This window comes from Streptomyces sp. P9-2B-2 (genome assembly GCF_030406865.1).
In the GTDB taxonomy this organism is placed as follows: Bacteria; Actinomycetota; Actinomycetes; order Streptomycetales; family Streptomycetaceae; genus Streptomyces; species Streptomyces platensis.
The window spans coordinates 831,894-845,882 of record NZ_CP129126.1; the positions used below are offsets into that span (position 1 = coordinate 831,894).

At 70.9% G+C, this 13,989-nt stretch carries 11 protein-coding genes; 6 read left to right on the forward strand and 5 right to left on the reverse strand.

Features of this window, described 5'->3' with window-relative positions:
- Window positions 1-274: 274 nt before the first annotated feature.
- A complete protein-coding gene (locus tag QT196_RS03755; RefSeq protein WP_168477513.1) occupies window positions 275-1,240 on the reverse strand; it encodes a WYL domain-containing protein in 966 nt (321 codons plus the stop codon).
- Window positions 1,241-1,336: 96 nt separating this feature from the next.
- Here QT196_RS03755 and QT196_RS03760 point away from each other — a divergent pair, with 96 nt between their 5' ends.
- Complete coding sequence (locus QT196_RS03760; protein ID WP_168477514.1) at window positions 1,337-1,702, forward strand: VOC family protein; 366 nt, start codon at window positions 1,337-1,339, stop codon at window positions 1,700-1,702.
- An 87-nt stretch (window positions 1,703-1,789) separates the two neighbouring features.
- On the forward strand, window positions 1,790-2,776 hold the full coding sequence (locus QT196_RS03765; protein ID WP_168477516.1) for an IS481 family transposase: 987 nt from the start codon (window positions 1,790-1,792) through the stop codon (window positions 2,774-2,776).
- 14 nt (window positions 2,777-2,790) lie between these two features.
- On the opposite strand, the gene QT196_RS03770 is transcribed toward QT196_RS03765, so the two are convergent.
- Complete coding sequence (locus tag QT196_RS03770; protein WP_266734954.1) at window positions 2,791-4,056, reverse strand: SpoIIE family protein phosphatase; 1,266 nt, start codon at window positions 4,054-4,056, stop codon at window positions 2,791-2,793.
- Window positions 4,057-4,203: 147 nt separating this feature from the next.
- Window positions 4,204-5,037: an undecaprenyl-diphosphate phosphatase gene (locus QT196_RS03775; protein WP_168477519.1), complete on the reverse strand. Its 834-nt coding sequence runs from the start codon at window positions 5,035-5,037 to the stop codon at window positions 4,204-4,206.
- 329 nt (window positions 5,038-5,366) lie between these two features.
- On the opposite strand from QT196_RS03775, the gene QT196_RS03780 reads away from it, so the two are divergent.
- Window positions 5,367-5,546, forward strand: a complete 180-nt coding sequence (locus QT196_RS03780) for a hypothetical protein (protein WP_266734951.1) — start codon at window positions 5,367-5,369, stop codon at window positions 5,544-5,546.
- A complete protein-coding gene (locus QT196_RS03785) occupies window positions 5,546-6,745 on the forward strand; it encodes an acyltransferase family protein (protein ID WP_248001567.1) in 1,200 nt (399 codons plus the stop codon). The genes QT196_RS03780 and QT196_RS03785 overlap by 1 nt, the downstream gene beginning before the upstream one ends.
- Here the strand turns inward: QT196_RS03785 and QT196_RS03790 are convergent.
- The gene (locus QT196_RS03790) at window positions 6,742-7,704 is read right to left on the reverse strand and encodes an IS481 family transposase (protein WP_168481483.1); all 963 of its coding nucleotides are present in this window, start codon (window positions 7,702-7,704) and stop codon (window positions 6,742-6,744) included. The genes QT196_RS03785 and QT196_RS03790 overlap by 4 nt on opposite strands.
- 320 nt (window positions 7,705-8,024) lie before the next feature.
- Here QT196_RS03790 and QT196_RS03795 point away from each other — a divergent pair, with 320 nt between their 5' ends.
- Together QT196_RS03795 and QT196_RS03800 are read left to right on the forward strand one after the other, a co-directional pair.
- A complete protein-coding gene (locus QT196_RS03795) occupies window positions 8,025-9,656 on the forward strand; it encodes a helix-turn-helix domain-containing protein (RefSeq protein ID WP_290354329.1) in 1,632 nt (543 codons plus the stop codon).
- A gap of 188 nt (window positions 9,657-9,844) precedes the next feature.
- Window positions 9,845-12,319: a SpoIIE family protein phosphatase gene (locus QT196_RS03800; protein ID WP_290354330.1), complete on the forward strand. Its 2,475-nt coding sequence runs from the start codon at window positions 9,845-9,847 to the stop codon at window positions 12,317-12,319.
- A 57-nt stretch (window positions 12,320-12,376) separates the two neighbouring features.
- Here the strand turns inward: QT196_RS03800 and QT196_RS03805 are convergent, their stop codons facing one another.
- Window positions 12,377-13,735, reverse strand: coding sequence for an NAD-binding protein (locus QT196_RS03805; RefSeq protein ID WP_266734945.1), 1,359 nt, complete (start codon window positions 13,733-13,735; stop codon window positions 12,377-12,379).
- Window positions 13,736-13,989: the final 254 nt, after the last annotated feature.

Consider the following 13,989-nt stretch of genomic DNA (forward strand, 5'->3'; position numbering starts at 1 on the left):
GCGGTCGCTCCGCCTCTGCCAGGGGGTAGCAGAGGTGGAGCGACCGCGCGGCCCGGGTTCACAGGCAAAACCAGGGCCGAGCCGGGAATCGGGGAAAATCCCTCGGCTCACCCTGAGATACGCACCGCGCGGCGGGATCGTTCAGCCGAGTTTTGGATTCGTCGCGGCGGGGGCTCAGGGGGTGTCCGACCCGACCCTGATCCGCCGGGCCGGGACACCCCCTAGGTGTACCGACCGGGGACATTGATCGAGAGCAGGGCGTGCCGCTTAGCAGTCACGAGGCTGGGGCCGAGTGTCTTTCAGTCAGGTCCTTGGCAAGCTGGCTGATGCGTTTGCGGGCTGTCTCTGGGGTGAGTATCTCGATGTGGTTGCCGAACTGGAGGAGCTGACGCACTGACTCGATGTCGGGGTAGCGGACGACAATGGTGCACCAGCCGTTTTCCGTGTCGGAGACATCGTGGATACGGGTGCCGAGGATGCGCCGTGCCAGGTCGAGGCCATTTTCTCGCAGACGGACGGTCACGCTCACGCGGCCTGGCCTCTCGGTGCGTTCCTTCAACGCAGCCCACCTTGTGCGGAGGGTCTCATCTGGCCGGAGAACAGCTGGCGCGTCGAGTTGTTCGTAGGCCGAGAGTCGTTCCAGAGCGAACAGCCGACCGGTCCCATGGTCGTCGGCGATGAGATACCAGCGGCCTGATTTCGCCACGATCCCATACGGGTCGACCACCCGCGCCGAGGCCTGTTTCTCGGCGCTGCGCCGGTACTGGATTCGCAGCCGGCGTCGGTGTCGCAGGGCCGAGGCTAGATCCGATACGTCTACCGCTGGCTTTGAGTCAGCAAGCCACGCGTTGCTGTCCACCAGTACCAGGTCCGCCAGTCGCAGCAGGCTCGGCGACTCAGGTGCTGCGGCCTGGCGGGCGGCGATCTTGCGCGCGGCCGACTCCTGCACCGCAGACAGGCCCATGCGCTCAAGTTGCGCGCTGTCCAAACCAGCCACGGAGAGGGCCTCCAGCTCTGGTGGTTCCAGATGGGATGCGTTGAGCCGTGCACCGGGGAGCAGAACGATCCCACCATTCCGCCCGCGTTCGGCATAAACAGGCACACCTGCTGTCGAGAGTGCCTCGACATCCCGCAGCACAGTCCGCCGGGACACCTCCAGGCGCTTGGCGAGCTCGGCGGTGGTGATGCGCTGACGGGTCTGTAGGAGCAGCAAGAGGTGCAACAGCCTCGAAGCCTTCATGCTGACCAATGTTCGCAGAAAAAGGTGACAGGTTCTGTCGCGGTTAAGCGATCAACTGGAGCGGTACCGAGAATTCAACGATCTGAGGAGCGCTCTATGCCCGCACCCAACCTGTTCCTGATCTACGTCCGCGACGCCGAGGCCGCTACGGCCTTCTACAGCGACCTGTTCGAGATCGAACCGACCTTCACCAGTCCCCACTACGTGGCTTTCGAGGTAGCCCCCGGCGTCCTGTTCGCGTTGTGGACGGGGGGCAGCGAACACGCGGTCCCGAGCACCCCTCGCACGAGCGAAGTCGGGCTGATGGTGCCGGGAGCAGCGTCCGCAGTTGACGAGATCTTCACGAGTTGGGTCTCGAAGGGAGTCCAAGTCGTGGAGGAGCCGTACGACGCTGTCTTCGGCCGCACGTTCGTGATCACGGACCCCGACGGCAACCTCATCCGGGTCTCCCCGGTGGACTGAGCTGCACGACCCTTACCCACTATGTTCGTTCTCGAAGGGCCGGCCACACACGATGGCCGGCCCTTCAGCTTGTCCAGGAGCTCAGACATGTCACATCCGAACGCTGCCCTCACCCCGCGCCACCGTCTGAAAGTCGCGCGACTCGTCGTTGACGACGGCTGGCCAATCAGCGAAGTTGCGGCCCGTTTCCAGGTCTCCTGGCCCACCGTGAAGCGCTGGGTCGACCGCCACCTTGCTGGCGAGTCAATGCAAGACCGCTCGTCCCGACCGAAGACCTCGCCGAAGAAGACGCCCAAGGCAGTATCGATGCGATGCGTCAGCTTGCGGAGGCGATTGAGGGAGGGCCCAGTTCAACTCGCGACACGACTCGGCATCGCCGCGTCGACAGTCCACCGTATCCTCACCGCGGCGCGGCTGAACAGGCTGTCCTATCTCGACCGTGCCACTGGAGAACCCATCCGCGCTTACGAGCACCCGTACCCCGGCTCGCTGGTGCACGTGGACGTTAAGAAATTCGGGAACATCCCTGACGGCGGTGGGTGGCGCTATGTCGGGCGACGGCAAGGCGAGAGGAACCGCTCGGCCACTCCCGACAAGCTGAAGAGCAAGTGGGGCAACCCGAAACTCGGCTACGCCTTCATGCACACGATCATCGACGACCACTCACGCATCGCATACACCGAGGTACACGACGACGAGACCGCCATCACCGCCGTCGGGGTGCTGCATCGAGCGGTGGCGTGGTTCGCCGAACGCGGCGTTACCACCGAGCGAATTCTGTCGGACAACGGAGGCGCGTACCGGTCCTTCCTCTGGCGCGACACCTGCGAGGCCCTGGCCATCACGCCGAAGCGCACACGTCCTTACCGACCGCAGACGAATGGCAAGGTGGAGCGCTTCCATCGAACAATGGCCGACGGCTGGGCTTACGCCCGTTGCTACCAGTCAGAACAAGAGCGACGGGACGCACTCAAGACGTGGCTACACCACTACAACCAGCACCGGCCCCACACGGCTTGCGGCAACCAGCCGCCCTTCTCACGATTGACTAACGTCCCCGATCGGTACACCTAGGGACCCTGTCGGCGTCAACTCTCCACCGCTCCGGCCGCCTCCGTGCCCGGATGGTGGCGGATTCGGGCGGCGAGGACGGCGACATCGTCCTCGGCGTGCAGTCCGTCGAGGCGGAGCAGGACCTCGTCGAGCATCTGCTCCACGCCGGCCCCGACGGACAGCCGCATCCGCGCCAGCCGGGACAGGGAGGCGTCGATGTCCTCGCCACGGCGCTCGATGAGCCCGTCGGTGAACATCACCAGGGTTTCCTCGGGGGTGAGGGCGCGGGTGACGAGTTCGTAGCCCCCTACGCCGGTGCCCAGGGGCGGGCCGACGGGGACGTCCACCAGACCGGCGGCGCCGTCGGGGCCGATGACCGCCGGGGGGAGATGGCCGGCGCTGGCGAAGGCGGCGATACCGCGCGCCGGATCGACCCTGGCCAGCAGGCAGGTCGCCGGGCGGCGGGACTCCTCCTCGGCCACCGCGGCGTCGAGTTGCCGCAGCACCCGGTGGGGCGGCAGATCGGTCGAGGCGACATAGCGCAGGTGGGAGCGGTAGGCGTTCATATCGACCGCCGCGTCGAGCCCGTGCCCCATCACATCCCCCATGACGAGCAGGGTGCGCCCGTAGTGGAGCCGTACCGTCTCGAACCAGTCGCCGCCCACAAGGGCGCTGCTGCCGGACGGCAGATAGCGGGTGGCCAGCTCCAGGTTGGGGTGCGGGCGGCCCGGCTCCGCGAGGAGCGCCCGCTGGAGGTCCATCGCGGTGCGCTGCACGTCGGCATGGCGGCGGGCGTGGGCGAGCCGGGTGGCGGTGAGGCGCGCCAGGTGATGCGCGGTGGCGGTCTCCTGCGCGGAAAAGCTGCCGCCCGCGCGCAGGGCGAGCAGCACACCGTAGCGACGGCCGTACGCCAGGAGCGGCGCGGCCACGGCCTCGGCGGCGCGGCCGCCCGTCAGGACCGCCGCCGCGGTGACCGGGCGCTCCTCGTCCAGCGCCCGTGCCGAGGGGGCGTCCTCGGCCGGGAACCGCGCCTCCAGCACCTTGACCAGGCCGGCCGTCGCGACGCGGGTGAGCGCCTCCGGGGACCGGGGCCGGGCGCCGGTGCCCTGCTCGGTGAGCAGGTCCACCGCCGCGGCGTCACACAGGTACCGGCACAGGAAGCGGGCCAGCTCGGCGCAGGTGGTCTGCTCGTCCAGGGTCGTGCCGATCTGCTCGGCGGCCTCTTCCACCGTGTGCAGACGGGCCAGGACGCCGGCGTGCTCGGCGTCCGGGTCCGTCTCCGCGCCATCCCGGTTCGACAAGGCCACCTCCAGGGCACTGCGGCCCGCCGCGGGCGGGGCGCTCTCATGCACCCATACCATCAGCAACCCGGCACCACGGCCCGGCACGGCGGCCGCGACGGTCCCCGTGCGGCCGAGCGCCACGGCCGGCCGAGCCCCTGGCGGCCGTCAGCTGAGGACGCCCGCGCCCAGCAGTCCGAAGAGCAGCCCGCCGACGAGGATCCGGTAGAGGACAAAGGAGTTGAAGGAGTGCTTGGCCACGAACTTCAGCAGCCAGGCGATCGAGGCGTAGGCGACGCCGAAGGAGACGACGGTGCCGATGGCCAGCGGGGCGACGGCGGCGCCGGTACCGATGGCGTCCTTCAGCTCGTAGATCCCGGCGCCGGTGAGGGCCGGGATGCCGAGGAAGAAGGACAGCCGGGTGGCCGCGACCCGCTCCAGGTCGAGCATCAGCGCCGTGGACATCGTCGCGCCGGAGCGGGAGAAGCCGGGGAAGAGGAGCGCGAGGATCTGTGAGCAGCCGACCAGCATGGCGTCCTTGAGCGAGGTGTCGTCCTCACCGCGCTTGTGGCGGCCCATCCGGTCCGCCGCCCACATCACCCCGCTGCCGACGATCAGCGAGCCGGCCACCACCCAGAGCGAGGCGAGCGGTCCTTCGATCAGCGGCTTGGCGGCCAGGCCGACCACGACGATCGGGAGGGTGGCGTAGATCACCCACCAGGCGAACTTGTAGTCGTGGTGGTACCGCTCCTCACGGTCGCGCAGCCCGCGGAACCACGCGCCCATGATGCGCACGATGTCCTTGAAGAAATAGGCGAGTGCCGCGGCGATCGCGCCGACCTGGATGACCGCGGAGAACGCGACAACGGTCTTGTCGTCGACCGGGATACCCATCAGCCCCTCGGCGATCTTGAGGTGACCGGTGGAGGAGACCGGCAGGAATTCCGTCACCCCCTCTACAGCTCCGAGGACGACGGCTTGGCCGATGCTGATCGCGCTCATGGGATCCATTCCGGGTGAAGGGTGATCGGTGGGCGTGGGGGCGCCGCGGCACACAGGACTGTACTGGCGTGCTCGCGATCCGGCCGAAGCGCGACGCTCAGCGGACTGCCGCGCAAGGGCGGTGCGGGTCCGTACGGCGGGCATGACCGGGGAGAGAAGGATCACGACTGCGGCATCGAGTGGCGGCGGGCCACCGGGATCCGCTACGCATGAAGCAGCCGTGGCCAACGGTGAACAGGGCGCGGGCGACCGGGCATTGAGCCGTGCCGCCGCCGCTCCGGTGCCGGTCCGGGGTGCGTCCCACGCGTCCCGGCGTCTACAGTTCACCGATGGTCTACAGCACTGTAGACGACCAGGGGGAGGAAGGGCACACCCGCCGGCGCCTCCCCGTCCCGCAGTCCACCCGAGGAGCCGGTATGCCGCTCACCGTGATCGCCATGGTCATCGCCCCCACCAGCGCGGCAAGAGAGCCACGGCGGCCGACGGACTGCTGGGAGGCCGTGTCGTGATCCCCGCTGCCCGGTCCTCCGCCCGGCAGGACACCGGTCGGACCGCCCCCGCCGAGCCGCCCGTCACCCCGGCGGGCCCTACCGCCGGCGCCTCGGGCGAACCGGCGCCGCCCACCCCTGCCAAGGCATCCGCCCCGCCCAAACAGCGCGACGCGTTCTTCGACAACGCCAAATACCTGGCCATCGTCCTGGTGGCGCTCGGGCACGCCTGGGAGCCGTACTACCATGGCAGCCGGAGCGCGGCGTCGCTGTATCTCTTCGTCTACGCCTTCCACATGCCGGCCTTCACGGTCATCTCCGGCTATTTCTCGCGCACTTTCGACGTGCGCCGCGACCGGCTCCAGCGGCTGATCACCGGCGTCGCCGTCCCGTTCGTCGTCTTCCAGACGGCCTTCGCGCTCTTCCGGTACTGGGCCGGTGACATCCCGAGTTTCACGGTCAGCCTGCTGGATCCGTGGTTCCTCACCTGGTTCCTGGCGGCCCTGTTCATCTGGCGGCTCACCGCTCCGTTGTGGCGGATCGTGCGCTGGCCGGTGCCGCTGGCCCTCGTGATCGCCATCGCGGCTTCCGCGTCCCCCGACGTCGGCACCGAACTGGACCTCCAGCGGGTGCTGCAATTCCTGCCGTTCTTCGTCCTCGGCATGTGTCTGAAGGCGGAGCACTTCAGCCTGGTACGCCGCTGGTCGGTGCGGATCGCCGCGGTGCCCGTCCTGGCGGTGGCCCTGGTCTTCGCGTACTGGGCCGTGCCCCGGATGAACGACGCCTGGTTCTACCACACCGACAGCGCCGAGAACCTGGGCGCTCCGTGGTGGATCGGTGCGCTGATGCAGCTCGCCATGTTCGGCTGCTCGCTGGTGCTGACGGCATGCTTCCTGGCCTGGGTGCCGGGCCGCCGGATGTGGTGCACCGCGCTGGGCGCCGGCACGCTCTACGGCTATCTGCTGCACGGCTTCCTCGCCAAGGCCTCCCGCTGGTGGGACTGGTACGACGCCGACTGGGTCCGCACCCCGTGGGGTGCCATCGCCGTCACCTTCATCGCCGCAGCGGTCGTGACACTGCTGTGCACACCGCCGGTGCAGCGGGTCTTCCGCTGCGTGATGGAGCCGAAGATGACCTGGGCGTTCAGAAGGGAGCCCCGGACCGGTGCGGCGGCGGCCCCTGCCGGGAAGCGGACGGTGGCGAAGCAAGCGTCGCCCTAGGTGTGTTGTCCGGACAGGTTGGTGACGCGGCTGGCTGGGGTGTGGCCGCTGATTCCGGTGTGGGGTCGGTGGTAGTTGTACCAGTCCAGCCAGTTGGGAAACGCTGCTTGGCGCTCGGCGTCTGAGGTGTAGGGCCGGTGGTAGGCCCATTCGTCGAGCAGGGTGCGGTGGAAGCGTTCGACTTTGCCGTTGGTCTGGGGTCGCCAGGGCCGCGTCCAGCGGGGGCTGATGCCCAGGTCACGGCAGGTCTGGCGCCAGGTGTTCTTGGTGTAGGCCCAGGCGTTGTCGGTCAGCACGCGTTCGGTGAAGACGCCTTGTCCGGCGAACCATGCCGTGGCGCGGGTCAGGAAGGCGGCGCAGGTCGGGGCTGTCTCGTCGGGCAGGTCTTCGGTGTAGGCGAGGCGGGAGTGGTCGTCGAGTGCGGTGTGCAGGTAGGCGTATCCGGCGCCGTTGCGGCGGTCCTTGTTCGGGCTGGAGGCGGCCCTGCCGAGGGCTTTGTGGCCGCCGCCGTCGGGGATGCGGCCGAGCTTTTTGACGTCGATGTGGACCAGTTCGCCGGGGCGGGAGCGCTCGTAGCGGCGGACGGGTTCGCCGGTGGCCCGGTCCAGCGTGGCCAGGGGTGGTGTGTGGTGGCGCTGGAGGATGCGGTGGGCGGTGGAGGCTGCGATGCCGGCGCGGCCTGCGAGTCGCAGTGGGCCGATGCGGTGTTCATGCCGCATCCGCAGAACGTGCTCCTCGACGGCTGGGGAGGTGCGTCGTGGCTGGTGGTGGGGGCGGCTGGAGCGGTCGTCCATGCCCGCTGGGCCGTGCAGTCGGTAACGGCCGGCCCAGCGGGCAGCGGTGGTGTGGCTGACCTGGAAGCGTTCCGCGGCCCGGCGAAGCGGCCAGCCGTCGTCAACGACGCACCGGGCCAGACGCAGCCTGCCGGTTGGGGTCAGCGGGGCATTACGGTGGGACACGAGGGCCTCCTGAGAACCGGTGGAGATGTCGCAATCCACACCAATCCCAGAAGGCCCTCACCCGTTCAAGCACCACCACGGTGCATGTCGCCTGTCACCAACGTCCCGGGACAACACACCTAGGGGGTGTCCGGTGTCTTGTCCGCTCCAGGGCCACGATCGCCCCGGCGGATAGCATCAGTACTGTTGGCGTGGCTCATCTGCGGTGGTGGCTCCTTCGTGGGCCGGTCGAGTACGTGACAGCACCTGATCGGAAGTCCTGCGAGAGGGCCGGCAGTGCGGTGAGCCCCGGCCACCCGAACCCTCCAGAGGCGCCGATCATGGATCCAGCTTCCGCGGCACCGCCACCCCGTACGGGCATCAGCCTGCGCCAGTTGCTGATGTCGCTGGGCGAGCCCCTGGTGGAGCTCCAGGCCGCGCCCGACGGACTGGACGTCGAGATCCGCAGCGTCGCCCTGCTCGACCCCGAGGACCCGCCGATGGCCCACCCCGGCGAGCTGATCCTCGCCATAGGGGCCCGGGGTCGCGCGGCGTTCCCCGCGCTGCGGGCCGGCGGACGCGACGGAGCCGCCGCCGTGGCGGTCAAGCTGGACGCTCCCGGGCAGGCCGCGGCGCTCAGTGCGACCGCCGTCGAGGCGGGCATCGCGCTGCTGTCCGTACGGAGTGAGGCGCGCTGGGAGCAGGTGGACGCGCTGGCCCGCGCGGCGCTGGAGAGTGCGCCGCAGGGGGGCCCCGGCGAGGGGGTCGAGGAGGGCGATCTGTTCTCGCTCGCGCAGACCACCGCCATCCTCACCGGCGGCATCGTCAGCATCGAGGACACCGCCAACCGCGTGCTGGCCTACTCCCGCTCCGCCGACGACGACGAGGTCGATGACCTGCGGCGGCGGTCCATCCTGGGGTGGCACGGCCCGGAGGCGTATCTGTCGAGGCTGCGCGAGTGGGGCGTGTTCCAGCGGCTGCGCACCTCCGACGAAGTGATCAACATCGATGCCCACCCCGAGCTGGGCATCCGCCGGCGGCTCGCGGTGGCCATCCGGTCCGGGGAACGGCAGCTGGGCGTCATCTGGGTACAGGAAGGATCTTCGCCGCTGTCCGAGCGCGCGGACCAGGCGCTGCTGGGCGCGGCCCGGGTCGCCGCACTGCATCTGGTGCGCCGCCGCCGGGAGCTCTCCGCCGATCTGACGCTGACCCGGACGCTGGCGGCCGGACTGCTGGAGGGCAGCACCGGGCCGCAGCCGCTGGCGAGCCATCTGGCCCTGGACGCGGCCCGCCCGGCGGCCGTCCTGGGCTTCTCGTACGGCACGGCCGAGGCGACCCCGCCGGAGCTGACCCGTGGCGAGGTCAGCAACCTGATCTCGGTGCACACCGCCGCCCGGCACCGCAGCGCCGTGGTCACCCAGGTCGACGCGCGGCTCTATGTGCTGCTGCCGCAGCTGCCGCGCAGCATCGACACCGGCACCCTGCGCGGCTGGGGCCAGGAGATCACCGACGCGGCCGGCCGCCACCTGGGCCTGTCGCTGCGCGGCTCCGTCGGCTGCATCGTGCCGGGGCTCGGGGAGATCCCCGAGTCGCGCCGGGAGGCGGACCGGATCCTGGACGCCATGCTGAGCGTCGGGGTCGCCACCACGGTCGCCGCGCTGCCGGACATCCAGGCGGAGGTGCTCGTCAGCGAGGTGCTGGCGCTGCTGTCGGCGCACCCCGAGATGCGCGACCCCCGGCTGACCGCCCTGGTCACCCACGACAGCCGCAACCAGGGGCAGTTGGCCGAGACCGTGCTCACCTATCTGAACGCCTTCGGCGACGTACGGGCCGCCGCCACCGAGCTGCATGTGCACCCGAACACGCTGCGCTACCGGATCCGCCGGGCCGAGGATCTGACCGGTCTCGACCTCAGCCGCCCGGATCAGCGGCTGCTGGCCATGCTCCAGCTGCGACTGCCGCCCGCCGACTGAAGCGGACCGGCCGGAACCCGTGGCGCGAGGCCCGGCCGGAGACCGGGCGGCCGTGCCGCCGGGTCCGCTACCCGGACCCCGTGGAGCCACGGAATCCGCTATCCGGGCACTCGCCTCCCCCGCACCGCCGATAGTCAACAGTTCTCCTAAACTGGGCGATACTGCTCCATTCAGCTGACGGGCTGGCGATGATGAGTGCGGAGAATGCTCTGCCGGGTGGCTCGGACCGCGCGTGCGATATCGCGAAAGCGGCCACCGCCGAGCTGGACGGCCACGGCCGGGTCGTGGCCTGGACCCGGGCGGCGGAGCGGCTGCTCGGGTATCCGGCTGCGGAGATCCTGCACCACCCCGCCGCGGAGCTGCTGGCGATACCGGGCGACGAGGTGCGGGTGGCCTCCGTGGCGCGGTGGTGCCGTGCCGGGGACGGCTGGGGCGGTTCGGTCGCGGCGCGCCACCGGGACGGCCGGGAGGTGCAGCTGGCGGTGCAGGTCACGCCGGTGCTGGACGGCGCGGGGCCCGAGCGGTGGTCCGTCCTCGCCATGGAGGAGTGGCGGGTGCCGGGCGGCGGGGTGAACCAGCTGATGCTCGAACCGTTCCTGGCACACGCACCGGTCGGCATGGCGGTGCTCGACACCGAGCTGCGGTACGTCTGGGTGAACGACGTGCTGGAGCGCCTGATCCCGCTGGACCAGCGGCTCGGGAAGCGGGTGCACGAGGTACTGCCGAGGCTGGAGGCCGCGGCGTTCGAGGAGCGGATGCAGCGGGTTCTGCGGACCGGGGCGCCCGTGATGGACTACGAATTCCGCAGCCCCACCTATGCGGACCCACACCAGGAGCGTGCCTACTCGGCGTCCTTCTTCGGGCTGTCGGACCCCCGGGGCCGGCGGATCGGCCTCTGGTACATGGTCATCGATGTCACCGAGCGCTGGCGGGCTCAGGAGCGTCTGGCCCTGCTGAACGACGCCAGCGTCCGGATCGGCAGCACGCTCGATGTCACCCGGACCGCTCAGGAACTGGCCGATGTCGCGGTGCCGGCGCTCGCCGACTTCGTCGCCGTCGATCTGCTGGATTCGGTCCTCCGGGGCGAAGAGCCGGTGCCCGGGCCGGTCGACAGCACGCCCACCCTGCGCCGCTGCGGTCAGCAGTCGGTCCACGAAGGCTGCCCGGAGGCCGGTCTGGCCGTGGGGGAAGCCGTCCAGCGGTCCCCTTCGTCGCCGATCGCCCGCTGTCTGCTCAAGGGCGCGTCGCTGGTGGAGCCGGTCCTGGACCTCACCACCAGCGCCTGGGTCACCGAGGACCCGGTGCGGGCCGCCGTCATCCGGGAATTCGGGTTCCGTTCGGTGATGGTGGCACCGGTGCAGGCCCGTGGCATCACCCTGGGCGCGGCGACCTTCTTCCGGTCCCGCCGTCTGGGGCCCTTCGCGGCGGACGACGTACAGCTGGCCGAGGAGCTGGTCACACGGGCCGCGGTGTGTGTCGACAACGCGCGCCGTTTCACCCGCGAGCGGGCCGCGGCCCGGGTGATGCAGCAGAATCTGCTGCCGCACGAGCTGACCGGCGGGTCCGCGCTGGAGGTGGCGTCGTGGTACTTCCCGGCGGACGCGCCGAGCGGGGTGGGCGGCGACTGGTTCGATGTGATCCCGCTGTCCGGGGCGCGGGTCGCCCTGGTCGTCGGGGACGTGGTCGGCCACGGCATCAACGCCGCGGCCACCATGGGGCGGCTGCGGACCGCCGTGCGTACGCTGGCGAATCTGGATCTGCCGCCCGATGAACTGCTGGCCCGTCTGGACGACTTGGTCATCGAGCTGGTCAAGACGCAGGGTGCCGACCCGGCGGCGGACACCGGGGACCCGAGCGTGGCCTCCACGTTCATGGGCGCCACCTGTCTGTACGCCGTCTACGACCCGGTCAGCAGGCGGTGCAGCATGGCGCGGGCCGGGCATCTGCCGCCCCTGATCGTCGGCCCCGACGGCGCCGTGGACTGGCCGGACCTGCCCGCCGGACCGCCGCTCGGCCTCGGGTCGCTGCCCTTTGAGGCGGTCGAGCTGGAGCCCGCTGAAGGCAGCCTGATCGCGCTCTACACCAACGGGCTGATCGAGACCCGCGACCAGGACATCGAGGTCGGGCTGTCCCGGCTGAGCGGTGCCCTGGCGGTGCCCGGGGAGACGCTGAAGGAGCTCGGCGGGAATGTGATCAAGACCCTGCTGACCGGCCCGCCGTCCGACGACGCCGCGCTGCTCCTCGCCCGGACCCACGCCCTGGACGCGCGGCAGGTCGCCTCCTGGGAGCTGACCTGCGATCCGGCCGTCGTCGGCACCGCCCGTGGCCTCGCCGACCGGCAGCTGACCGAGTGGGGCATGGACGCTCTGCTGTTCACCACGGAGCTGATCGTCAGCGAACTGGTCACCAACGCCATCCGCCATGCCACCGCGCCGATCACCCTGCGCCTGATCCGGCAGGACGTCCTGATCTGCGAGGTCTCCGACGCCAGCAGCACCTCGCCGCGCCTGCGCCACGCCCGGACCACCGACGAGGGCGGCCGCGGACTGTTCATCGTCGCGCAGCTCACCCGGCGGTGGGGCACCCGCTACACCCCGAACGGCAAGGTCATCTGGACCGAGCAGAGCCTGCCGTCCGACGCGGGCGGCGCCGACGAGGACTGAGCCGGGCTCGCGGGCGGGACACCTCCAGGGCGCCCCGGGCACCCCGGGGCGCCGCGCTCACCCCGCCCCGAGAGCGCTCCGGGCACCTTCCCGCTCGCCCCCGCCCGGCACATGGCCGCAGTCGTCCCCGGCCGGGACGGGCCAGCCGACGAGACCGCGTCCGGGCAGCTCGACATAGTCACGGTCGGTGCCGGCCACCACGCGGCGCGGCGCCGCGCCGGCCCGTTCGGCGGTCAGCTGGGCGGTCACGAAGGCCGCGCTCGTCCGGACGATGTCGCGGGTCAGCCCGAGGGGAAGCAGCGCGCGGGTCTCGGCGGTCGCCTCGTCCTCGCCGGCCCGCAGCACCACCCGGACGTCGGGTGCCACCCCGTGGGCGGCGACCGCCACGGCGATGTTGTCCAGCTCATGGGAGCCGACGGCGGCCAGCGCACGGGCCCGCCCCAGGCCGAGCCGTGCCAGCACCGCACGGTCCTCCCCGTGCGCCAGCACCACGGGTATCCCCATCGACCGCGCGAGCCGCAGGTTCGGGGCGGTGGGCTCGCGCTCGACCCCGACGACCGGGACGCCCAGCTGCCGCAGGGTCTGGCACAGCCGCAGGCCGACCTGCCCCAGCCCCACCACGATGACGTGCCCGGACCGCGGCAGCACCCGCGGTCCGAGGACGCCGACCAGCCGCGGGCCGAACAGCCGGTCGACGATGCCCGCGGTCAGCAGCGCGGTGAAGCCCACCGTCACCAGCATCGCCACGCCGGACACCACCTCGTACCCGGGATGGCCGGCGTGCGGAGCGGCCGGACCCACGCCCGCCACCACCCGGGCGGCCTCCAGGAACGCGGTGCTGACCGGCTTGTGGAAGACGCCCACCAGCCAGATCCAGTCCAGGACCAGTACGGCCACGATGCCCAGCAGCCCGATGAGCAGCAGGCGGGCATCCGCGTCATGGGGCTGCAACTGTCCCCGCAGCCGTCCCAGCAGCGCCTGCCGCCGGGCGGCCGGGCTCGCCCGCCACGCCGTCTCCACCAGCCGGTCCTCTTGCGGGCGGACCGCCACCGCGCCCTGCCCGTCGTGCCACACGGCCAGCGCGTCGGGGTCGACGCACAGTCCGGCCAGCGTCGGCGCCAGGAGGTCCGCGGGCGAGACCGGCACACAGTCGGGCAGCAGCAGCCGGAGCTGCTGCGCCACGGTGCGGTCGAAGACGGTGACGACGATCCGGACGGAGTCGCGGACATGGCGTACGGCGAGGGCGTAGCGCAGCGCGGAGAGGTCGTCGCCCACCAGGACCGCGATGGCGGCCGGCGGTGTGGCGAGGGCGCGGCGGAGGTCCTGGTCGTCCGGCGCGGCAAGGTGGCCGACGGGATGGCCACTCTCCCCCAGGGAGGCACAGACCCGTCGGGCCAGCGTTGTGGCGCCTATCACCAGGACCCCGACGCCCCCTTCTGTCTGATTTGTCACCATTTCCCCGGCTTCGTCCACCAGTTGTGACTGGCGCACCTCCGGAGGTTCACCGCGCCGTTCACATGACATTCCGTCCTCCGACGCGCGGCGGTCGCCCACCCCTGGTGGTGTGGGTGAGGGCGTGGTCGCGGGAGCGGTCCGGGTCTGTCGGGCGGAGGGAAGGGTGGCCATGGAGTCCCCTTGCTCGTCGGCCGGCGGCGGGGCCGGTCACCAGA

What these genes read in the sequence shown, in the direction of transcription:
- QT196_RS03780 (WP_266734951.1), top strand. Translation starts at nt 5,367, where the DNA reads ATGGTCTACAGCACTGTAGACGACCAGGGGGAGGAAGGGCACACCCGC.
- QT196_RS03760 (WP_168477514.1), top strand. Translation starts at nt 1,337, where the DNA reads ATGCCCGCACCCAACCTGTTCCTGATCTACGTCCGCGACGCCGAGGCC.
- QT196_RS03800 (WP_290354330.1), top strand. Translation starts at nt 9,845, where the DNA reads ATGATGAGTGCGGAGAATGCTCTGCCGGGTGGCTCGGACCGCGCGTGC.
- QT196_RS03765 (WP_168477516.1), top strand. Translation starts at nt 1,790, where the DNA reads ATGTCACATCCGAACGCTGCCCTCACCCCGCGCCACCGTCTGAAAGTC.
- QT196_RS03775 (WP_168477519.1), bottom strand. Translation starts at nt 5,037, where the DNA reads ATGAGCGCGATCAGCATCGGCCAAGCCGTCGTCCTCGGAGCTGTAGAG.
- QT196_RS03795 (WP_290354329.1), top strand. Translation starts at nt 8,025, where the DNA reads ATGGATCCAGCTTCCGCGGCACCGCCACCCCGTACGGGCATCAGCCTG.
- QT196_RS03755 (WP_168477513.1), bottom strand. Translation starts at nt 1,240, where the DNA reads ATGAAGGCTTCGAGGCTGTTGCACCTCTTGCTGCTCCTACAGACCCGT.